This is a genomic window from Buchnera aphidicola str. APS (Acyrthosiphon pisum) (assembly GCF_000009605.1).
Taxonomy (GTDB): Bacteria; Pseudomonadota; Gammaproteobacteria; order Enterobacterales; family Enterobacteriaceae; genus Buchnera; species Buchnera aphidicola_I.
In genome coordinates this window covers 101,742-123,587 of record NC_002528.1, presented here as the reverse complement: position 1 = coordinate 123,587, position 21,846 = coordinate 101,742, and the positions used below count along the sequence as shown (strand labels likewise).

22 protein-coding genes, 1 tRNA gene and 1 pseudogene are annotated in these 21,846 nt (G+C 26.5%); 3 read left to right on the top strand and 21 right to left on the bottom strand.

All coding sequences use genetic code 11. The features are described from left to right. Window positions 1-14: 14 nt before the first annotated feature. From nth to BU_RS00625, 9 genes and pseudogenes are all read right to left on the bottom strand, one after another. Window positions 15-647, bottom strand: coding sequence for an endonuclease III (gene nth, locus BU_RS00660; RefSeq protein ID WP_009874075.1), 633 nt, complete (start codon window positions 645-647; stop codon window positions 15-17). Between the two features lie 10 nt (window positions 648-657). Then, window positions 658-1,341, bottom strand: a complete 684-nt coding sequence (locus BU_RS00655) for an electron transport complex subunit E (protein WP_010895956.1) — start codon at window positions 1,339-1,341, stop codon at window positions 658-660. Beyond that, a complete protein-coding gene (locus BU_RS00650) occupies window positions 1,316-1,798 on the bottom strand; it encodes an RnfABCDGE type electron transport complex subunit G (protein ID WP_231834389.1) in 483 nt (160 codons plus the stop codon). Before BU_RS00650 ends, BU_RS00655 begins: the two co-directional genes overlap by 26 nt. A gap of 20 nt (window positions 1,799-1,818) precedes the next feature. Next, entirely contained in the window at window positions 1,819-1,962 is a 144-nt protein-coding gene (locus BU_RS03160) for a hypothetical protein (protein WP_009874072.1), read from the bottom strand. After that, complete coding sequence (locus tag BU_RS00645) at window positions 1,959-3,002, bottom strand: RnfABCDGE type electron transport complex subunit D (protein ID WP_010895954.1); 1,044 nt, start codon at window positions 3,000-3,002, stop codon at window positions 1,959-1,961. Before BU_RS00645 ends, BU_RS03160 begins: the two co-directional genes overlap by 4 nt. A 47-nt stretch (window positions 3,003-3,049) precedes the next feature. After that, a pseudogene (gene rsxC, locus BU_RS00640) lies at window positions 3,050-4,531 on the bottom strand (electron transport complex subunit RsxC); the annotation flags it as partial. A gap of 102 nt (window positions 4,532-4,633) precedes the next feature. Beyond that, a complete protein-coding gene (locus BU_RS00635) occupies window positions 4,634-5,137 on the bottom strand; it encodes an RnfABCDGE type electron transport complex subunit B (RefSeq protein WP_010895952.1) in 504 nt (167 codons plus the stop codon). A gap of 2 nt (window positions 5,138-5,139) precedes the next feature. Next, window positions 5,140-5,721 carry an electron transport complex subunit RsxA gene (gene rsxA / locus BU_RS00630; RefSeq protein WP_009874067.1) on the bottom strand — a complete coding sequence of 194 codons (582 nt, stop codon included), beginning with the start codon at window positions 5,719-5,721 and terminating at the stop codon, window positions 5,140-5,142. 36 nt (window positions 5,722-5,757) lie between these two features. Then, window positions 5,758-6,384 carry a riboflavin synthase subunit alpha gene (locus tag BU_RS00625; protein ID WP_010895951.1) on the bottom strand — a complete coding sequence of 209 codons (627 nt, stop codon included), beginning with the start codon at window positions 6,382-6,384 and terminating at the stop codon, window positions 5,758-5,760. A gap of 122 nt (window positions 6,385-6,506) precedes the next feature. On the opposite strand from BU_RS00625, the gene BU_RS00620 reads away from it, so the two are divergent. Together BU_RS00620 and tilS are read left to right on the top strand one after the other, a co-directional pair. Continuing rightward, window positions 6,507-6,580: transfer RNA gene (locus BU_RS00620), tRNA-Val, on the top strand. 29 nt (window positions 6,581-6,609) lie between these two features. After that, window positions 6,610-7,932 (top strand): tRNA lysidine(34) synthetase TilS, encoded by a 1,323-nt coding sequence (gene tilS, locus BU_RS00615; protein ID WP_010895950.1) that lies wholly within the window; start codon window positions 6,610-6,612, stop codon window positions 7,930-7,932. A 47-nt stretch (window positions 7,933-7,979) separates the two neighbouring features. On the opposite strand, the gene metG is transcribed toward tilS, so the two are convergent. The 12 genes from metG to smrB all read right to left on the bottom strand — a co-directional run bounded on the left by metG (window position 7,980) and on the right by smrB (window position 20,304). After that, window positions 7,980-9,623: a methionine--tRNA ligase gene (metG, locus tag BU_RS00610; RefSeq protein WP_009874064.1), complete on the bottom strand. Its 1,644-nt coding sequence runs from the start codon at window positions 9,621-9,623 to the stop codon at window positions 7,980-7,982. Window positions 9,624-9,770: 147 nt separating this feature from the next. After that, window positions 9,771-10,352: a dCTP deaminase gene (dcd, locus tag BU_RS00605; protein ID WP_010895949.1), complete on the bottom strand. Its 582-nt coding sequence runs from the start codon at window positions 10,350-10,352 to the stop codon at window positions 9,771-9,773. 201 nt (window positions 10,353-10,553) lie between these two features. After that, the gene (gene gndA / locus BU_RS00600; protein WP_010895948.1) at window positions 10,554-11,960 is read right to left on the bottom strand and encodes an NADP-dependent phosphogluconate dehydrogenase; all 1,407 of its coding nucleotides are present in this window, start codon (window positions 11,958-11,960) and stop codon (window positions 10,554-10,556) included. A gap of 358 nt (window positions 11,961-12,318) precedes the next feature. After that, on the bottom strand, window positions 12,319-12,966 hold the full coding sequence (gene hisIE / locus BU_RS00595; protein ID WP_010895947.1) for a bifunctional phosphoribosyl-AMP cyclohydrolase/phosphoribosyl-ATP diphosphatase HisIE: 648 nt from the start codon (window positions 12,964-12,966) through the stop codon (window positions 12,319-12,321). Further along, window positions 12,960-13,736 (bottom strand): imidazole glycerol phosphate synthase subunit HisF, encoded by a 777-nt coding sequence (gene hisF, locus BU_RS00590; protein WP_010895946.1) that lies wholly within the window; start codon window positions 13,734-13,736, stop codon window positions 12,960-12,962. The genes hisIE and hisF overlap by 7 nt, the downstream gene beginning before the upstream one ends. After that, the gene (gene hisA, locus BU_RS00585) at window positions 13,715-14,455 is read right to left on the bottom strand and encodes a 1-(5-phosphoribosyl)-5-[(5-phosphoribosylamino)methylideneamino]imidazole-4-carboxamide isomerase (RefSeq protein ID WP_009874059.1); all 741 of its coding nucleotides are present in this window, start codon (window positions 14,453-14,455) and stop codon (window positions 13,715-13,717) included. Before hisA ends, hisF begins: the two co-directional genes overlap by 22 nt. Window positions 14,456-14,459: 4 nt before the next feature. After that, window positions 14,460-15,050 (bottom strand): imidazole glycerol phosphate synthase subunit HisH, encoded by a 591-nt coding sequence (gene hisH / locus BU_RS00580; RefSeq protein ID WP_010895945.1) that lies wholly within the window; start codon window positions 15,048-15,050, stop codon window positions 14,460-14,462. Continuing rightward, window positions 15,050-16,111, bottom strand: coding sequence for a bifunctional histidinol-phosphatase/imidazoleglycerol-phosphate dehydratase HisB (gene hisB, locus BU_RS00575; RefSeq protein ID WP_009874057.1), 1,062 nt, complete (start codon window positions 16,109-16,111; stop codon window positions 15,050-15,052). Before hisB ends, hisH begins: the two co-directional genes overlap by 1 nt. Continuing rightward, window positions 16,101-17,207 carry a histidinol-phosphate transaminase gene (hisC, locus tag BU_RS00570; RefSeq protein WP_010895944.1) on the bottom strand — a complete coding sequence of 369 codons (1,107 nt, stop codon included), beginning with the start codon at window positions 17,205-17,207 and terminating at the stop codon, window positions 16,101-16,103. Before hisC ends, hisB begins: the two co-directional genes overlap by 11 nt. After that, a complete protein-coding gene (hisD, locus tag BU_RS00565; protein ID WP_009874055.1) occupies window positions 17,204-18,511 on the bottom strand; it encodes a histidinol dehydrogenase in 1,308 nt (435 codons plus the stop codon). Before hisD ends, hisC begins: the two co-directional genes overlap by 4 nt. An 8-nt stretch (window positions 18,512-18,519) precedes the next feature. After that, window positions 18,520-19,419, bottom strand: a complete 900-nt coding sequence (hisG, locus tag BU_RS00560; protein ID WP_009874054.1) for an ATP phosphoribosyltransferase — start codon at window positions 19,417-19,419, stop codon at window positions 18,520-18,522. A gap of 324 nt (window positions 19,420-19,743) precedes the next feature. Continuing rightward, window positions 19,744-20,304, bottom strand: a complete 561-nt coding sequence (gene smrB, locus BU_RS00555; protein ID WP_009874053.1) for an endonuclease SmrB — start codon at window positions 20,302-20,304, stop codon at window positions 19,744-19,746. Between the two features lie 295 nt (window positions 20,305-20,599). On the opposite strand from smrB, the gene aroC reads away from it, so the two are divergent. Then, window positions 20,600-21,664 (top strand): chorismate synthase, encoded by a 1,065-nt coding sequence (gene aroC / locus BU_RS00545; RefSeq protein ID WP_009874051.1) that lies wholly within the window; start codon window positions 20,600-20,602, stop codon window positions 21,662-21,664. Window positions 21,665-21,846: the final 182 nt, after the last annotated feature.

Sequence of the window (21,846 nt, the reverse complement as noted above, 5' to 3'; positions counted from 1 at the left end):
CCATAAAAAATATATTAAAAAATTTTTTGTTTAAATTCACATAATTTAAAAATTAAACATATATTACATTTAATTTTCCGTGCAGTACAAATATATCGGCCATGTAAAATAAACCAAGAATGAAAGTTTAGTTTAAAAATACTAGGAACTACCTTAATCAACTTCTCTTCGACTATCTTGACATTTTTTCCTTTAGCAAAATTAGTACGATTGCATACTCTAAAAACATGTGTATCTACGGCAATAGTTTTTTTTTTAAATAATATATTTAAAATAATATTAGCTGTCTTCCTTCCTACACCAGGAAGTGATTCTAATTCGATACGATTATTTGGAACAATACTATTATATTTAGTTAATATGATAAAAGAAGTTCTAATAATATTTAATGCTTTGGTATTATACAAACCGATATCTTTAATATAATTTTTAAGACGTTCTAGTCCTAATAAAAAAATAGTTTCAGGAGTGTTTGCAATTTTAAATAATATTTTAGTTGTTTTATTTACAATAAAATCAGTAGATTGAGCAGAAAGAATTACAGATAATAATAACTCAAAATCAGAAGAAAAAAACAATTCTATCTTAGGTTCAGGATTGTTGCGAGATAATATCGATAAAATCTCATAACGTTTTTTTTTATTCATTTTAATATTGTTACTTTATTTTATTAGAACAAGAACATTGTTCAATATTTTTTATAGTATTTTTTTTATAATATAAATCTATAAAATTCTTAATGGCAATTAAGAAGCCTAATATAAGAAAACCACCAGGAGGAAAAACAGCCAAAATTATAGTAAATTTTTTATCTAGTAATGTAAAAAAAACAGAACTATGTATATTAGAGATAATTTTATTGGCTCCAAAAAACAAAGTTCCATTACCTAATATTTCTCGTATAGAACCAACTGCAAACATAGCAAACATTGAACCTAATCCTATAAAAATACCATCAAAAAAAGATTCTACTATAGAACTTTTATAAGCAATAAGATCTGCTCGCCCTACGATAATACAATTGGTAACTATTAATGGGATAAAAATACCTAAAGATTGATATAAATTAAACGTATAAGCATGAAGCAACATTTCTATAGATGTAACAACAGAAGAAATAATCATCATATAGATTGGAATTCTTAAATCTTTCGGTATAATCTTTCTAAAAGAAGAAATTATAGTATTTGTAATAGTTAATACTAAAGTAGTTGTCATTCCTAATCCTATAGCGTTAATGGCATTAGTTGTCATTGCTAAAACTGGACACAATCCTAATAACTGTACTAAAGAAGAATTGTTTTTCCATAATCTATTATTTAAAAAACTTTTGATATTCATAAATACCCTTATTTAAAAAATCAAATATGAACGGTATCTTTTTAATAAAAACAACCGTTCTTTTGATAGAATTTGTTACTGATTGCGGTGTTATTGTAGCACCTGTAAACTGTTCAATTTTTCCTCCATATTTTCGCAATTTAAAATCTTTATCTTCTATAGAAGCTACATACATGCCAGTAAATCTAGTGATCCAATTAGAAATAGATAAGTCAATTTTATCTCCAATTCCTGGTGTTTCTTTATGAGATAGCACTCTTGCATTAATAATTTCTCCATTAAAATATGCTGCAACTAACATATTAATGGCACCAGAATATCCATCAGGAGCTGTAGTTTCTACTATTGCAGCTACAGGTTTTTTATTTTTAAATAACACCCATAAATTATGAATTTTATGATCTCCTAAAAGTTTATTTTTGATTTTATATGATTTTTTTTCAAATGTATGATATATATTAGAAGGAATAACTTCTTTTAATATTTTTTTTTTTCTTGTTCTTTTTGATTAATAATTTTGTTTTTTGTTATATTATTTATCAATGTGATGCCTGCTATAGATATAATGGAAAAAAGACTCATTAAACAAGCATGTTTTAATATTTTTTTTAATGCTTTCATATATTATTACGACCATATCCAGAGGATTTTGTATAGTAATCTACTAACGGCACAGTCATGTTTGCAAATAAAACAGAAAAAGCAATTGCATCCGGATAATCACTATAATTACGAATAATCCAAACTAAAAAACCGATAATAATACCAAAAACTATTTTTCCTACATTATTACAAGCAGCAGTTACTGGATCTGTAGCAATAAAAAAAGCACATATCATAGTTCCTCCTGAAAAAAAATGGACTTGAGGAGACATAAATAATTCTTTTGAATAAAAATAAGTTATAATTGATAACATTCCTAAAGAGGATAAAAAACTAATTGGAATACGCCAGCAAATAATTTTTGTAAACAACAAAAAAATACCACCTAAAAAAAAGCTTATATTTATACATTTCCAACTAGTTTGAATGGAAACTTCTTTATTTTTAATAATATTTTCTTTTAGAAAAAAGTCATCTTTTAAATGAGATTTAATCTTAAAATTGTTTAAAGGTGTAGCTGTTGTAAAAGCATCTGGGATAATATTTAAATAACTACTACTAACAGTAGTTATATCATTTTTAAAAAAAATAATATATGCAGATTTTTTAAAATCATTAAAAAAAGATAAAGAAAAATCTCTTTCATTCCAATTATTCATATAAACTGGAAAAGATATTAATAATACTGCGTATCCAACCATAGCCGGATTAAATATATTTTGACCAATCCCACCATATAAATGCTTAGCAACAACAATAGCAAAAAATAAACCAATACTTGTCATCCACCAAGGAAGCAAAGGGGGGATACTAACTCCAAATAATACTGAAGTTAAAACTAAAGAAGTATCTTGTAAATAATTTTTAATGTTTTTAGAACGTATCTTTAAAATAATAATTTCTAGTACTAAAGAAATAAATATAGAAAAAAAAATTTGTATCAAAGTACCAATACCAAAAAAGTAATACTTGGCAAAAATACCTGGAAGACAAGCTACAATAACAAGAAACATTATTTTTCTAATACTATAAACATGATATATGCAGGGAAAGTTCATTTTTTTCTCACGTTATGTATTAATATATAATATATTTATATAAAACTTTATTGTTTGGATTTCATACGTTCTATAGCATCTTGAAGTGTTTTTTTTAGCACTGTTTTTGTGATATTATTGATTTTTTTATCCTTTTTTTTCATAAGAAATGTATCATTATTTTCATGTATCATTCTTTTTTCATTGAATAAGCGTTGTTCTCTTGTTTTAAAACGAATTAATGACATTTTTTTGCGATTATTTTCTAATGTAATATTTTTTAAAATATTTTTCTCTTGAATAAAATATTTTACTAGCGGAATATAACTGGGACACACTTTCTCACACGCTTTACATTCAATACAATCTAAAACATAATGCTTTTTTGTTTGTACATGATTCTTATTTTTAATATACCAATAAAGCTGTTGAGGAAGCAAATTTACAGGACATACATATGAACAATAACCACATCGAATACAAGTTTTTTCAGAAATACTTTCATTTTTTTCTTTTTTATGTGTAATAAAAATAGAATTTGTTTTCTTTAATATAGAATGATTCAAATTATTAATCTTCTTACCCATGAATGGACCTCCTAAATATACAGATGCAATAAAAGATTGTTTTAATTTATTACTTGTTAAAAAATATTTTATTGGAGTCCCAATTCTAACCCAAAAGTTTCCAGATAAAAGGTTTTTATCACTCATTAAAGTCACTACACGTTCTGTTAGTGGTTTTCCATTAATAATGGCTCTTTTTATTGAAAATATTGTAGCAACATTAAATATAAGGTATCCTATATCTATAGAATGTTTACCATGAGGTACTTCTTTTCCTGTTAAAGATTTTACAAGTACTTTACTACTACCCGCGGGATACTTCTTCTTAATAATACAAATTTTAAACAATGATTTATTTTTAATCAAATGTTGTATTTTAGAAATTGATTGAATATTATCTTCTTGAATCGCAATAAGAACTGTTTTTATTTTAGTTATCCAGCAAATTATCTTACATCCTATCAAAATTTCAGATATATGATTATATATCAAGCAGTTATCTGATGTTATATAAGGCTCGCTTTCTACGGCGTTTACAATTAAAGTATGTGCTCTATTAATGCTAAATATTATTTTTTTTGAAGAAGGAAACTGACCTCCTCCAAGACCAACTACACCTGATTGATGAATAATTTTAATTAATTTTTCCGGAGCGTATTTTTTATAATCTTTAATAGGATTCAATCTAATCCATTGATCTAAGTAATCAGGAGAAATTACAATTTTTATATTTTTTTTAATAGAATCGGAATTAAAACAAATATTTTCTATTAAACCAGAAGTTGGAGCATGAACAGGAACATTGAAATCATCACTGAAAATCAAAGGTTGTCCACGTAATACTTTTTCGTTTATTTTAACACGTAATTTTACATTATGATAATCGTCTTGTATGAAGAGAAAAAATTTATCGGGTAAAGGCAAAGATTTTAATAATACATAATCAGATTGATTTTTTTTAAATGAACATTTTAAACCACCCTTAAAATTATATTTTTTTTTACATTAAAAGCAGAAAAAATCAATTTTTTCCATGATTTTATAGAAAAGAATTTTTTAAAAATTTTTTTTATTTCTAATAATTTTTTATTCTTCATAAGTCTCTTTTTTTATTTCAATACAATTAGTTGGACAGTGTAATAAACAAATATTACAACCAGTACAAAATTCTTGCAAAACTGTATGTATAAAATTAGGCGCTCCCACTATTGCGTCTACTGGGCAAAAAGAAGCGCATTTTGAACATCCAACACAGTTACTCTCGTTAATCAATACAGTATTATTTTTTTGTTTTTTATGTGTGATGATTAAATTTTTTTCAGGTACTTCTATACTTAATACACTAGATATTGCTGAAATAAGATCAGTTCCACCAGGAATACATTTATTAATTTTTTCAGAATTTTCTACTATTGCTTTTGCGTAAGGATAACATCCAGAATATCCACATTGAGCACATTGACTTTGGGGCAATAGTTCATTAACAATTGCTACAATTGGATCTTCTTGAGATCGAAACTTATAAGCAGTAAAACTTAATATAATTCCTAATAAAAAAGACAAAAAACTAAAAATAATAAGTGTTATCATAATCAAATTTTTATCAAACCCTTAAAACCCATAAATGTAATAGATATTAAACTTACAGTAATTAAAATAATAGGAGCACCTTGAAATGGCAAAGGAATATCAGATAATACTATACGTTCACGAATACAAGAAAAAATAATCATCACTAAAGCAAATCCTAACGATGCACTTAACCCATAAAATATAGATTCTAAAAATGTATGATGTTCATATAAACTGAATAATGGAATAGCTAACACTGTACAATTAGTTGTAATTAATGGGAGAAAAATCCCAAGTAAACGATATAAAATAGGACTCGTCTTTCGTAACACTATTTCTAAAAATTGAACACTAACTGAAACAATTAACATATAAGCAATAATTCTCAAATAAATTAAATCCAGAGGTAACAAAATGAAAAAATTAACACACCATAATAATACTGATGATGTGAGTATAACGAAAGTAGTTGCGCAACTCATTCCAAAAGCAGTTTCAATATTACTCGACGCTCCTAAAAAAGGACACAAACCGAGAAATTTTACTAGAATAAAATTTTCAATTAATATATTAGAAATAAAAAATAAAATATAATGTTTCATTTATAATTCCAAGATAAAGTATATTAATTTTCAATGTTAATCATACAATGATTTTAAATTATTATTGATTAATCGTTCTGTAGTATCTACAATTGTTTGAGTATAAAAATCTATTTCAATATTTACTAAACTACCGTTCTTTTTATCTTTTATAGTAGTGAAAAGGAAAGTATAAGGTATAATATTAACGCAAAATTCATTTTTAATAATATCATTGACAGTGAGACTAATCCCATCAACACAGATAAATCCTTTATAGAAAATATACTTCATTAAAGACATATTATTCATTTTTAACCATATTACACAGTTATTGTCTGACTTTGACATTTTAGAAATTTCAGCGGTATTCATAACATGACCAGATATTATATGACCACCGATTTCATCGCCATATTTTATAGATCTTTCAATATTAATACTATCTCCAATATTTAATATTCCTAAATTAGTACTCTTTAATGTCTCTTGAATAACATCACATATTATAAAAGAATTATTAATTAATTTTACAGTCAAACAACATCCGTTATGTGATATTGAGTCACCTAACTTTAAATTTTTAGATAAATTTGATGGAAGTTCAACTGTATATCTATATTTTTTTTTTTTCTTTTCTATATAAACAATAGTAGCTGTTCCATTTATAATACCTGTAAACATAATCTTTCCTCAAAATAATATCTTTAATTTATATTTATTAATGATAAAAAATATTTGTATATTATATTAATAATAATATATAATTAAAATCATAAAAATATCAAAAAATTTTTAAATATTTTACGTTCGTAGCTCAATTGGTTAGAGCGCTACCATGACATGGTAGAAGTTAGTGGTTCAAGTCCACTCGAACGTATTAAAAAAATTAAATTATAGGTAATTTTTTTGATTAAAGAAATTATTAGTCAATATCAAAATAAATCATTCTTAGTCGCTTATAGTGGTGGATTAGATTCAACCGTACTTCTTTATAAATTGCTGGAAATAAAAAAAAAATACTACATTAAAATACGTGCTATTCATATCAATCATAATCTTACTTTACTATCAAAAAAATGGTCAGAACACTGTAAAAAAATTTGCAATATAAATCATATCCCATTGATAGTTGAAAATATTAACATTAAAAACAAAACAAATAATCTTGAAGAAAAACTCAGAATAAAACGATATAATATTATATATAATCATCTATTTTCTGACGAAATACTGCTAACTGGTCATCATATAAATGATCAATGTGAAACTTTCTTTTTATCTTTAAAAAGAGGAAGTGGTCCTACTGGTCTTTCCAGCATGTCTTTTGAGACTTTATTTGGGACTAAAAAAATAGTTCGTCCTTTTCTAAAAAAAACAAAAATAGAACTACAAACATGGGCTAAGAAAAAAAAATTACACTGGATTGAAGATTTTAGTAATTTAAATATTGATTATGATCGTAACTTTATACGAAATGAAGTTATCCCTATATTAGAAAAAAGATGGTCTTATTTTTTAAAAAATTGTTTTCGTACAACTATTATATGTCAACAAGAAACAAGATTATTAAATGATTTTCTTCGTGAAAGAATATACAAACTTATAAAATTTGATGATTCTTTAAATATCGAGAATTTTAAAAATATAAAACAAGCAATGTGCACAGCTTTAATTAGATACTGGCTTTTGTTAAAAAAAATTAAAATGCCATCATACAAAAATATTCAATGCATTTATCGTCAAATGATTTTCAGTCGTATAGATTCAAATCCTAAAATTATTTTAGGCAAACATGAAGTGAGACGTTATAAACAATCACTTCATTTTATAAAAACTCAACCGAGTCTCAAAAATACTTTATTGTTTTGGCATAAAAACAATATAAAACTAACACTTCCTAATAATTTAGGATATTTAATAAAAAATAACAACGGCACTGTACTTCCCGGTCCTAAAGAAAATGAATTAATTAATATTCGTTTTCAATACGAAGGATATGTCTTAATTTTAGGAAGAAGTAAAAAAAGAAAAATAAAAAAAATATGGCAAGAAAAAAATATCCCTCCTTGGTTGAGAAATCAAATTCCCCTATTATTTTATAATAATTATTTTATCAGTGCCATAGGAGTCTTTGTTGTTAATATAAAAAACAAAAATAGAACAAAGTGCATAATATCCTGGCAAAATGATTTAAAATCAACTACTAATAATTTTTTTTCATTTTATTAAAGTAATTAATTAGGAAAAATTGTCATACTTTATAATAAAATTTATTATTATCTACATATATTCATGAATTCAAACATTTTTTCGACATCAATTCTTTTATATAATGGAAAAAATTTATTTATCTGATGAGATAATAATGGTTTTTTAATACCATCCCAAGTCAATTTAGAAATCAAGAAAGACTCTGTTTTGATTGCTAAATCAGGTACTATAGGTTTTAAAAAAATCATTATAATTCTAAATAAATTAATACCCATTGTGCAAATATTTTGTAATTCCCTGATATTTTCTTCTGTTCTTTTAATTTTCCATGGTTTTTTTTCATTAATATATTGATTGGCTACATCTAATAATCTCATTGATTCTTTAACTATAAAACTAAATTCACGATTTTCAAAAAAATCTTCAATACTACTACTAGTATTAACAAAATATTTATATAATTTTATATTGCTTAATTTATCAGATAAATACCCATTAAAATATTTATTAATAAAACTGGCATTTCTTGCTGCTAAATTTACTAGTTTATTTACGATATCACTATTTATTTTTTGAATAAAGTCTTCTAAATTAATTTCAATATCATGGGTTTTATTAGATAACTTGCTTGCATAATAATAACGCAAACTATCGGAATCGAAATACTGAATCCAATCACTAGCTTTAATCAAAGCACCTCTGGATTTTGACAATTTCAGTCCATTCATAGTAAGATGTCCATGAACAAAAATTCCACTAGGCTGTCTAAAAGAAACAGCTTCTAATATTGCAGGCCAAAATAAAGTATGAAAGTAAATAATATCTTTACCAATAAAATGGTATAATTCATAATTAGAATTTTGGTTCCAAAGTTCATTAAAATTTAATTTTTTACTCTTAAAACAAAGATTTTTAAACGCACTAATATAACCGATCGGAGCATCAAGCCAAACATAAAAATATTTGTTAGGATAATTTGGAATTTTAAAACCAAAATAAGGTGCATCACGAGAAATAGCCCACGACTTTAAACCTACTTTAAACCATTCTTCTGTTTTTTTAATAACTGATTCTTCTAAAACACCAGAATGTATCCATTTTTTTAACATATTAGTAAAAGAAGGTAAATCAAAATATAAATGTTTAGTGTTTTTTAAAATAGGTTTTTTTCCTGAAATAACAGAGATTGGATTAATTAAATCTGTAGGCTCATAAGTTGCACTACATATTTCACAGTTATCACCATATTGATTTTTTGATTTACAAATTGGGCATGTACCTTTTATAAATCTGTCTGGAAGAAAAATTTTTTTTACTGTATCATAAAGTTGGAAAATTTTTTTTTCTTTAATTAAACCTTTTTCATTTAAACATGTAAAAATTTTTCTTGATAAATATAAATTTTCTAAACTATGAGTTGAATAATAATTATCATGAGAAATTTTAAAATTCGAAAAATCTATTTGATGCTCTATCCTAATATTTTTAATTAATTTATTAGGAGATATTTCTAAATCTTGAGCTTTTAACATTATAGCAGTACCATGTGCATCATCAGCAGAAACAAACCATACTTCGTGACCACGCATTCTATGATAACGTACCCAAATATCTGCTTGAATATGTTCTAACATATGGCCAATGTGAATAGAACCATTAGCATAAGGTAAAGCACAGGTAACTAAAATTTTTCTAAATACACTTGACATAATATTATATTTTTTTTAAATAGAGTAATATGATATAAAAATAATAATTATAAACTATTCTTGATTTAAAAAAATAGTTTTATGAATAATTGACTTATGATATAACTAAGAAATTAAAAAATATACATAGTATATTACGTAAAAACTTTATTCCTTATGAATACGACTGGGAACTACTCCATTTTGAATTTTATATTTAGCCTCTTTTCTTAAATTATAGGGACGTAAAACTGGTTGAGATAGAACTTCAAAGCTAAGTGCTGCAATCCTCATTTTAGGTCGTAATACTAAAGTTAATTTTCCTGCATTAAACATTTCTAAAACAATATTACCATTCCAACCTGGATCAATACGATGAGCGGTAGCGTGAATCATTAATCCTAAACGAGCTAAAGAAGAACGCCCATCTAACCAACCCACTAAATTATTTGGCATTTTAATACTTTCAAAAGTCGAACATAATACTAAAGATCCTGGTTGTAAAAAACATGGCTGTTCTTTAGAAAATATTATTTCATTACTCATAATTTCCGTTAATGATAATCCACCGATTATTTTAGAATTACTCAAATCAATGCAAGATCCAGTATGTTCATAAAAAAAACGAAATTTATTACCAAGGTGTATATCGACAGTAATGCCATTAATTAATGTTTTATTAGGATAAGGTTCTATAATTAATTCTTTTCTCTCCAACCACTCTTCAATATCTTTATCACATAAACGCATTTTTATCCCTATGATATTATCTTTGATATATTTTAACATCACGTGTTATAAAACAAAGAAAATATATGAAGTAATAGATATAATCTAATAGCAGAGATATTTTCTAACATCGTCTGCTATTTTAATTTTTTATCATAAACTAGTAGCAGTAATATAAGAAATATGATATTCATATATAAATATCAACTATCTTAATGTTTTTTATTGAGACCAGTTTGTATGAAAGTAACCAGTCTGATCTGTTCTTTGATAAGTATGTGAACCAAAATAATCTCTTTGAGCCTGAATTAAGTTAGCCGGTAAATATAATGCTCTATAACTATCATAATATGATATTGCCGCAGAAAAAGTTGGAGTAGAAATTCCATATTTTATCGCATACATAACAATATTGCGTAATGAATTTTCATATTCATTAGCTATTTTGGAAAAATAAGGTGTTAATAATAAATTAACTACATTTTTATTTTGAGTATATTCGTCTGTTATTTTTTGTAAAAAATTTGCTCGTATAATACACCCTGCTCTAAAAATCTTAGCAATTTCACCATATTTTAAATTCCAATGATATTTTTCTGACGCTCTTTTTAATTGAGAAAAACCTTGAGCATAAGAAATTATCTTACCTAAATATAAAGCTCGTCGAACTTCTTCAATAAAACTATTTTTATCTTTAATAAACGTTTTTATCTTTGGACCCTGTAATATTTTTGATGCAATTATGCGTTGTCTTTTTAGAGAAGATAAATAACGAGCAAAAACGGATTCAGTAATTAATGAAAGCGGTTCTCGAAGATCTAAAGCACTTTTGCTAATCCACTTACCAGTACCTTTATCTTCTGCTACATCTAAAATACGATCTATCAAATATTTTCCCTTTTCATCTTTTTCAATAAAAATATTTTTTGTTATTTCAATTAAATAACTATTTAATTCACCTTTATTCCATTTAGAAAATGTAGATGATAATTCTTCATTACTCATATTTAATAAATATTTTAATAAAAAATATGACTCTGATATTAACTGCATATCACCATATTCAATACCATTGTGTACCATTTTTACATAATGACCTGCACCATTAGGACCAATATAGCTTACACATGGCTCACCTTTAAACTTTGCTGATATTTTTTCTAACATAGGTAAAACAAGTTTGTATGCTTCTTTTTGTCCGCCCGGCATAATAGAGGGACCGTTTAATGCTCCTAATTCACCTCCAGACACCCCCATTCCAATAAAATTAATCTCATATTTAGATAATTTTTCATTTCTCCGAATAGTGTCTTTGTAAAATGTATTACCTGCATCAATTAATATATCTTCTTTTTCTAAATAGGGCAGAATCATCTTGATAGTTTCATCAGTAGCTTTTCCAGATTGAACCATTAATAAGATGCATCTAGGCTTGAGAAGTGAATCAATAAAATCTTTAATAGAAAAATATGGGACAATATTTTTTTTCTTATTCTGATTAAATACTTCTTCTGTTACTGATCTAGTTCTATTGAATATAGATACGCTGTAATTTTTGCTTTCAATATTTAATGCTAAATTTCGTCCCATGACTGCCATTCCGACAACACCTATTTGTTGCCGTGACATTTTGTCCTCCAACTAAAATATATCAAAGAGATATTCAATAATTATCTTTTTACATTGTTAAATTTTATTAAATTACTTAAACAGTAAATCATATTTTAAATATTTTCAACTTTCTATTAGTTTAAAATAAAACATTCATAAAGAATATCTATCAATTAAAATATAGATAAAACTTTTTAAAAACATGACTTTTATTTTTTATTTTTAAATAAAAACATTAATTGATATGCTATTTAATAAATATTTTTAATATGGATATTTTTAAATATGATAATACATAAAATACACGTTCTTATATTATTAAAATTTATTGTGATGTTGAAATATTATAAATTTATTTTTTAGTGCCTCCAAAATATTATTTCAATAATTTTTCAGAATTAGTGTTCAGATTTTTTTCTCTTCTTTTTTTTAAGTTATCAATAACTAAATTGAAATTTAAATCTTGGTCGTGTAACAATACGACTAAATGATAAATTAAATCTGAAGCTTCATTAATTAATTCAATCTGATCTTTATTCATCGCTGCTAATATTGTTTCTATAGCCTCTTCACCTACTTTTTGTGCTATACGACTTGTTCCCGATTTATATAAACTAGATGTATATGAGTTATCTGAAAATTTATTTTTTCTCTCTTCTATAATTTCTTCTAATTTAAATAAAAAATTTATATTGTATTTATTTGAAATAAAACAACTTGAATTACCTAAATGACATGTTTTCCCTTGAGCTGCAACTAAAATTAATAATGTATCATTATCACAATCTGTACTAATTTCAATTACTTTTAAGTAATTACCTGATATTTCCCCTTTAGTCCATAAGCAATTTTTAGTACGAGAATAAAATGTCACTAAGCCATCTTCTTGGGTTTTAGTCAAAGCATCTTGATTCATGTATCCATGCATTAAAACTTCACTTGAAGAATAATCTTGTATGATCACGGGAATCATACCGTTAGTTTTTGTCCAATCAAGATTTAATAAATCATGTTTTTTTAACACTCTCTAATCTCCATTCCTCGCGCAATTAATTTTTTTTTCAACACTTTTATCTCTACTATATTTTTATGAAAAACAGATGCAGCTAGCACTCCATCAACATTAGAATAATATAATGCTTCATAAAAGTGTTCTACACTTCCAGCGCCACCTGATGCAATTAAGGGTACTTTACATATTTTTCTTATTTCACTTAAATGTGATATATCATACCCCTTTTGTAATCCATCTTTATTCATCATATTTAACACTATTTCACCAGCACCTTTTTCTTGTACTTTTTTTACCCAATCAGATGTTTTCCAAGACGTTTGATAAGTTTTACTAATATCTCCTGTATATTGTTGTACCATATAAGAATTTTTTGTTTTATCAAACCAAGAATCAATTCCAATAACTACACACTGTACACCAAAACGTTCTGAAATTTTAGTAATTAAATTAGGATCTATTAATGCTGAAGAATTGATTGATATTTTATCTGCACCACTAGATAAAACTTTTTTAGCATCTTCTACACTTTTAATACCTCCAGCTACGCAAAATGGAATATTTATAACTTTAGAAACATTTTTTATCCAACTACGATCAACTAATTTATTTTTTGTTGCAGCAGTAATATCATAAAAAACTAATTCATCTATACCTTCTTTTGCGTAGCGTCTGGCTAATGGTACAATATCGCCTACGATTTTATGATTCTGAAATTTAATTCCTTTCACTACTACACCATCATCAACATCAAGACACGCTATGATTCTCTTTGCCAGCATTTAACAGCCTCTTCTATTGTAAATTTTTTTTCTAATAAACTACGACCAATAATAATACTCTTCACTCCAGTTTTTTTTAAAAAAATAATATCTTGTAATGATGCTACACCTCCAGATGCTTGAAAATTAATATTTTTAAAATTGCTGCAAATTTCTTTGTACAACTTAAAATTTGGTCCTAAAAGTGTTCCATCTCTAGAGATATCGGTACATAATACGTGTTTTAAACCACTAGATAAGAAATATTCAATTATTTCCTCTAGAATAAAATTTGTTTTTTTTTGCCAACCATCAATAGAGATTTCTTTTTTGTTGCTACCATCAACATGTACATCTAATGCTAAAACAATTGCATCTGGACCATAAAAATTTAACCATTGTTTTACTTGTTTTTTATTACTTACAATAGAAGAACCAATTACTACCCTTTTGACTCCTAAATCAAGAAGTGTGCTTATATCTTTTGTAGTTCTTATTCCTCCACCTACTTGTACAGGTACGGTAGTATGAGAAACTATTTTCTTAAACAATTCTATTTGTCTATTTGCGCTATTTTTTGCACCATCTAAATCTACTAAATGAACTATCTCAATTCCTTTTGATTTGTATACTTCTAAGGAGTTGAATAAGTTTACATTATAATTTTTTTGATTCGAATAATCACCTTGATATAAACGTACTGTTCTACCGTTGATTAAGTCAAATGCAGGAATAATCATTCAATTATATCTCCAAAAAATTTTTTAACAATTGAGACCCTATATTTCCAGATTTTTCTGGATGAAACTGAACGCCAAAGAAATTGTCTTTTTGTATTATTGAACTAAAATTAATACCATAATTAGTTGTAGATAATGTATATTTATTTATTGGAACCATATAGCTATGAACAAAATAAAATCTTGAATTATTTGGTATATTTTTAAATAAAGCATGTCCTTTTTGAAATGTAATTTGATTCCAACCAATATGAGGTAAAGATAAATTATTAACTTTTAAACGCAATGCAGGAGTTTTAATAATACCAATTGTTTTTACGCCATTAGATTCTTCACTAGAAGCACAAAAAAGTTGCATACCCAAACATATTCCTAATATTGTTTGTTTGCATTCTCTAATAACATTGATGATTTTTTTTTTAGACAAAAGATCCATTACTGCCGAGGCAGTTCCTACTCCTGGTAAAAAAATCTTATTAGACTTTAAAATAATTGATGATTCAGAAGTTATTGTAGCATTATAACCTAAGTTATTAATTGCTACTTTTATTGATGTCAAATTAGCGCAACCTGTATCTACTATTACTATGTACATTATAAAATCCCTTTTGAAGTTGGTAACATATTTCCCTCTATCTTAATAGCTTGACGTAACGTTCGTCCAAAAACTTTAAATAAACTCTCAATACAATGGTGGTCGTTTTTACCTTCAGCATATAAATGAAGTGTAATTTTCATAGAGTAACAAAGAGAATAAAAAAAATGCTCTACCATATTAGTGCTTAGATCTCCAGCCATTTTATGATTGAATTTTGCTTTGAAATTTAAATACGGACGATTTGATATATCCATGATACAATTAGATCTACTTTCATCCATTGGCAAGTAGAAACCAAATCTAGATAGACCATTTTTTTTTCCTAAAGCTTGCAATAAAGCCTCTCCTAAAACAATGCCTGTGTCTTCTATTGTATGATGATCGTCAATATCAAGATCTCCCTGTACAGAAATATTCATGCAAATACCACTATGTACTGATAACTGTTCTAACATATGATCAAAAAACTTTACACCAGTATCAATCTTACTTGTTTCTTCTAAATCTAACCAAACTTTAATACTAACTTTAGTTTCTTTAGTTCTCCTGATAATTTCAGCATATCTATTATGTTTTATAATGTATTTTGTGATATGTAACCAATTACATATATCTTCTTTGTATTTTATACCTTTTATTTTAAGGTTATTTGATAGTTGCATATCTGTATCTCGATCACCAATCACATAGCTCTTCTTTAAGTCTATTTTATCTAACCATGGCTCTATCATTTTTATTTTAGGTTTTCGACATACACAGTCATCATCTAAAAAGTGAGGACAAATTAATATATCATCAAAAATAACCCCTTCTGAACGAAAAACACTCAACATAAAAAGATGAGCTGTACTAAAATCTTGTAAAGGAAAAGATTCAGTACCAAGACCATCTTGATTAGTAATCATTATCAATTTATAGTCGAGTTCAACTAATTTACGTAATGAGGAAATAACATATTTTTTAAATACTAATTTATTTATTGAGTCTACTTGAAAAGTATTAATTGGTTCATCAATTAATGTACCATCTCGATCAATAAATAATATTTTATTTTTCACTCATTTCACCTTGACACATGTTTTTTTTAGAAAAAATTTTAAGCTCTTTAATTAAACGCAAAGATTCTGATCGTGTTCCCATTGAAATTCTTATACATTTTTTTAAATTCGTTTTCTCATTTTGATTTCTTAAAATTATACCTTTATTCCATAAAGTTTCAAAAACCTTTTCAAACATAGAAAATTTTACTAATACATAATTAGCATTACTTTCAAATACTGTTTCTACGCATGTGATGTTTTTCAATTGATTAATCAACCAAATACGATTATTGTTTGAATCTAAGACTCTATTTTTCATTAATTGAACATAATCTTTTTCTAAAGATCGTATAGCTATATCAGAGACAGGGATAGATATTGGATAAGGACTAATAACTTTACTTAAAGTTTGAATAATTTCTTTTTTAGCTAAAGTAAATCCGCATCGTATTCCAGCTAAGGCAAAAGCTTTAGACAAGGTTCGTAGAACAACTAAATTCGGATAATCTTTTAAATAATTTGTCATGCTTTCTTCTGGTGAAAATTCAATATAAGCTTCATCTATTACAACTAGAGCCTGTCCTAAAGTTATATTCAATAAAAAAATAAGATCTTTTTTAAAAAAAATATTACCAGTAGGATTATTGGGATTGCAAATATAAATTAATTTTACTCTACTTAAGTTTAACTTAATATTTAACAAATCTAATTGCCAAGTATTTTTAATAGTAGGAATTTCTTTTATTTCTACACCAGCTATGGTTGCATTTATTCGATACATATCATAAGTAGGAGGGCAATAAATAATAGCATCTTTACCAGGTTCGCAAAAAGCCTTAATTAATAATTCAATTCCTTCATCAGCACCTCTTGTGGCTAAAATTTGATTACAAGATAAATTAACATAATGAGCATAAGAAGATATTAGTTTACTGGGTTGACATTCTGGATAACGATTAAATGGTTTTTTTTTTAATTTAAAAAAAATAGATACAGGCGATTCATTAGCATTTAATAATATATTCCCATGTTCCCCTCCGATACGTCTTGCGGATTGATAAGGTATTAGTTTTTTTATATTTTTTCTAGACAATTTCAAAACATTATCTGTCATATTTTTCCCTTTAAAAAATCTACGCGAATTTTTACAGCATTTTTATGTGCTTGAAGTTTTTCTGCGGAAGATAAAATTTCAATAGTATTAGATAATTTCATTAGTCCTTTAGCTGTTAATTCTTGAACTAATACACGTTTTTGAAAATCACACAATCCTAAAGACGAATTTGTAATAGATTTTCCATATGTTGGTAAAACATGATTTGTCCCAGACGCATAATCTCCGGCAGATTCAGGAGACCATAAACCAAGAAAAATAGAACTAGCATTAGAGATGTAGTTAAGTACTTCTCTAGGTGATTGTGTTTGAATAATTAGATGTTCAGGTGCATACATATTAGAGATTTCAATACATTCTGATAAATTTTTGACAATTATGACACTACTGTTTTTTAATGTTTTCAAAATTTCTGATAATCTAGATAAATTATTCAGTTGTTTATTAATGGAAAGCACTACCTTTTCTGCTAATTCAAAACATGGTGTAAGCAAAATTACTTGAGAAGAAACACCATGTTCAGCTTGTGATAATAAATCAGCGGCAATAAAATCTGGATTAGCAGTGTTGTCAGCAATGATTAATAATTCTGAAGGTCCTGCTAACATGTCTATTTCTGTTCCATTAAAAATTGAACTAACTTGTAATTTTGCTTCTGTAACATACGCATTGCCTGGTCCAAAAATCTTATCTACTTTAGGGACCGTTTCAGTACCTAAAGCGAGTGCAGCTATAGCCTGAGCTCCCCCAACTTGATAAATATCATGAATTCCACAAATATGAGCAGCATAAAGAACCTCGTTACTAATCGGAGGAGGAGAGCAAAGAATAATTTTTTTACAACCAGAAATTTTAGCAGGTATCGCTAACATTAATACAGTCGAAAATAAAGGAGCTGTTCCGCCAGGAATATAAATTCCTATAGAATTTAGAGGTAAATAGATTTGCTCACAACGGACTCCAACTTCTGTTTCAACATCTATTTTAGATGGAATTTGAGCTTTATGAAAACATGTAATATTTTTTTGCGCGACAGAAATGGAATCTTTTAGAACCTTACTTAAATAAAACGAAGATGAAGAGATTTTTTCTTTTGAAACTTGAAATGTATTTATATCTTGTTTATCAAATAAAAAAGTATATTTTTTTAATGCTGAATTTCCAAATAATCTAACATTTTCTATAATTTCTTTTACAGTCTTTTTAATGAAGTTATTTTCTTTTAAAATAGGTCTTGATAATATTTTTTTTTGTTCATCAGGGTGTAGTTTGTTCCAAAAAATTATATTTTTAAAATATTTCATTGCATTTCTTACTCCATCATTTTTTCAATTGGTAAAACTAAAATTGAACTAGCGCCTAATAATTTTAGCTTTTCCATCGTTTCCCAAAATAATGTCTCACTACTAACCATATGCATTGCTACTCGATTATCATCACCTGCTAATTTTAAAATGGTTGGTCTTTCTGCTCCATGAAGTAAAGATATCACCGCTTCTAATTGTTTTATAGGAGCATGTAACATAATATATTTAGATTCGCGAGCTTTAATCACGCCTTTAATACGAGTCATCAATTTATTAATAAATTCTTTTTTTATAGAATTAATATTTCCAGTCTTACAAATAAGACAGGCATGAGAATGATAAACTACTTGCACTTCACGTAAACCATTAGCTTCTAATGTTGCTCCTGTAGACACTAAATCACAAATAGCATCTGCTAAACCAGCTCTAGGTGCAACTTCTACCGATCCATTTAACATGCAGGATTTAAAAGAAATATTTTTTTCGTCTAAATATTTTTTTAATAAATGAGGATATGAGGTAGCTATTCTAATATTTTTTAAACATGTTATATTAGTGTATATAGTATTTACCGGTAAAGCTAAAGATAATCTACATACTCCAAAATCTAGTCGTCTTAAAGTAATATAAGAACATTCAGATTTTTGTGATTTTCGTTTCAATAACTCTTCTTCAAGCACATTTTCTCCAACTATTCCTAAATCTACTACACCATCCATTACCAATCCAGGAATATCATCGTCACGAACTAACATTACATCAATGGGCATATTTTCAGCAAATGCTATTAATTTTTGTTGTTTTAAATTAATTTTAACACCACAAGATGTCAGTAGTCTGATAGAATCTTTACTTAAACGGCCAGTTTTTTGCATCGCTATACGTACACGATTATTTTCAAACATATTTCGAATCCCTTAAAGTTCTTTTTATTACATAAAAAAACTTATATAAATTTACTTTTTTAGAAAATAAAAAAACCCAAAAAATAAGGGTTTTAAAAAAAATATCTTATTAGTGCTCATGAAAAAATTATAATTAAATCATTTTATGACATAGACAATGTTATTGCAAAAATGAAGTATAATAAATTAAAATTATTGATAACATTGTAGTTTAAAAAAAATAATTAAAGAAACTTTTTATATTAAATAAAATAGCACTGTTTTAGTTTAATTCAGAAAGCAATATTTCTATTTTAATGTCTTGATATAAAATTATTTGATTTTCTAATTAAAAATATTTATATTTTTTTTTAGAGAATTAATTTCAATTATAACTATAATTGCAGCATCGCTTCCAAAAAATTTAGGAGCTTCATGAAAGGCTATTATATCAGGGTGTTGAGACAACCAAAACGGAGTTTGTTTTTTTAAAATATGTTTACCATGACCATGCATTATATGAGCACAAAAAATTTTTTCTTTTTGACATGTCGTGATTAATTCTCCTAAAGCCTGTTGTGCCTGATGTTGTGTTAATCCATGCAAATCAATAGAAATATCTGGATTGTATCTTCCTTTTTTTAGATTTTTTAAAACATTATACAAGCTTTGATGACGAATATAAGAAACAGGATTTTCTTTAAATAAATTTTTATTATTTCTATAAGAAAAATAATGACTATGAGCATTTTGTTCGAAAAAAACGCGTTGAGATACTGGATGATTATTATTTTTTTTTTGAATTCGAGAATGAAAAATAGTATCTTGTACCATTTCACGAGTATCATTTAACCATTGACGAAATAAAATACTCGAATCAACGGTATATCGGCTATTTTTATCCATAGTTGTTTGTTACCAATAATGTTAATTAATTAAAAATTCCAAACATATGTATTTAATTTAAAATATTTATAATGAATTATGTATTTTTCATTAATTATATAATTTAGTTTTTGTAAAAACAACAAATAAAAAAATATTATTATAAAACTACATAAAAAAAGAAACAATTAGTTTAAACAGATGATTTTTTAAAAAATAAATACAATTTAAATATTTTAAAAAATAAAAAATCATTTTGTTTATTTGTTCTGTATAGTTGTATTATTTCATTTTAACAATTGCAGAAGGATAAAAAATGTCTGGAAATACAATTGGGAAAATATTCTGTGTAACCACTTTTGGCGAGTCACACGGAGAAGCATTAGGGTGCATAATTGACGGAACACCTCCTGGTCTTGAATTATCTTGTAAAGATTTGCAATATGATTTGAATCGTAGAAGACCAGGTACTTCCCGTTACACGACTTTGCGCCGTGAACCTGATGAAGTTAATATACTTTCCGGTATATTTAACGGGGTCACAACTGGTACTAGTATTGGTTTAATAATTTATAATCATGATCATAGGTCTCAAGACTATAGCGATATAAAGAATTTATTTCGACCGGGACATGCCGATTATACTTATGAAAAAAAATATGGAATTAGAGATTATCGCGGGGGAGGTAGATCTTCTGCTCGCGAAACTGCTATGAGAGTTGCAGCAGGAGCTATAGCAAAAAAATACCTTAATGAGAAATATGGGATAACTATTCGAGCATATTTGTCAGCAATGGGCAATATCAAATGCCCTTTTAAATCTTGGCAAGAAGTCGAAAATAATCCTTTTTTCTGTTCTGATCCTGAAAAAATTTTAGCACTAGAAAATTTAATTAAATATCTCAAAAAAATAGGTGATTCGATTGGTGCTGAAATAACAATTATTGCTGAAAATATCCCTGTAGGACTTGGAGAACCAGTTTTTGATCGTCTTGATGCTGATTTATCACACGCCTTGATGAGTATTAATGCCGCAAAAGGAGTAGAAATTGGAGACGGTTTTTCAGTAATAAATCAACGAGGAAGTGAACATCGTGATGAAATTACGCCACAAGGATTTTTAACTAATCATTCTGGTGGTATTCTAGGTGGTATTAGTAATGGTCGAGAAATTGTACTAAAAGTAGCATTTAAACCTACATCAAGTATTCGAAAAGCAGGCAATACAATAAATAAAAATAACGAAAAAGTTCAAATAGTTACTAAAGGACGACATGATCCATGTGTAGGTTTACGCGCTGTTCCAATCACTGAAGCAATGGTAGCAATTGTATTAATGGATCATTTATTAAGATTTCGCGCACAATGCAGTGGAAAATAATTCCTTTAAAATATATTCATAATGCTAAATAACTATTTATTCGATAGGATGATCATATTAAATATCATTGATATTTTTCACATGAATAGAATTATATTTTTCTAGAAATAGCGCATAATTTAATTATGCTAAGTACTATAATTAAATTTTAAAAATACTTTTGAAGTATATAAAAAAATATA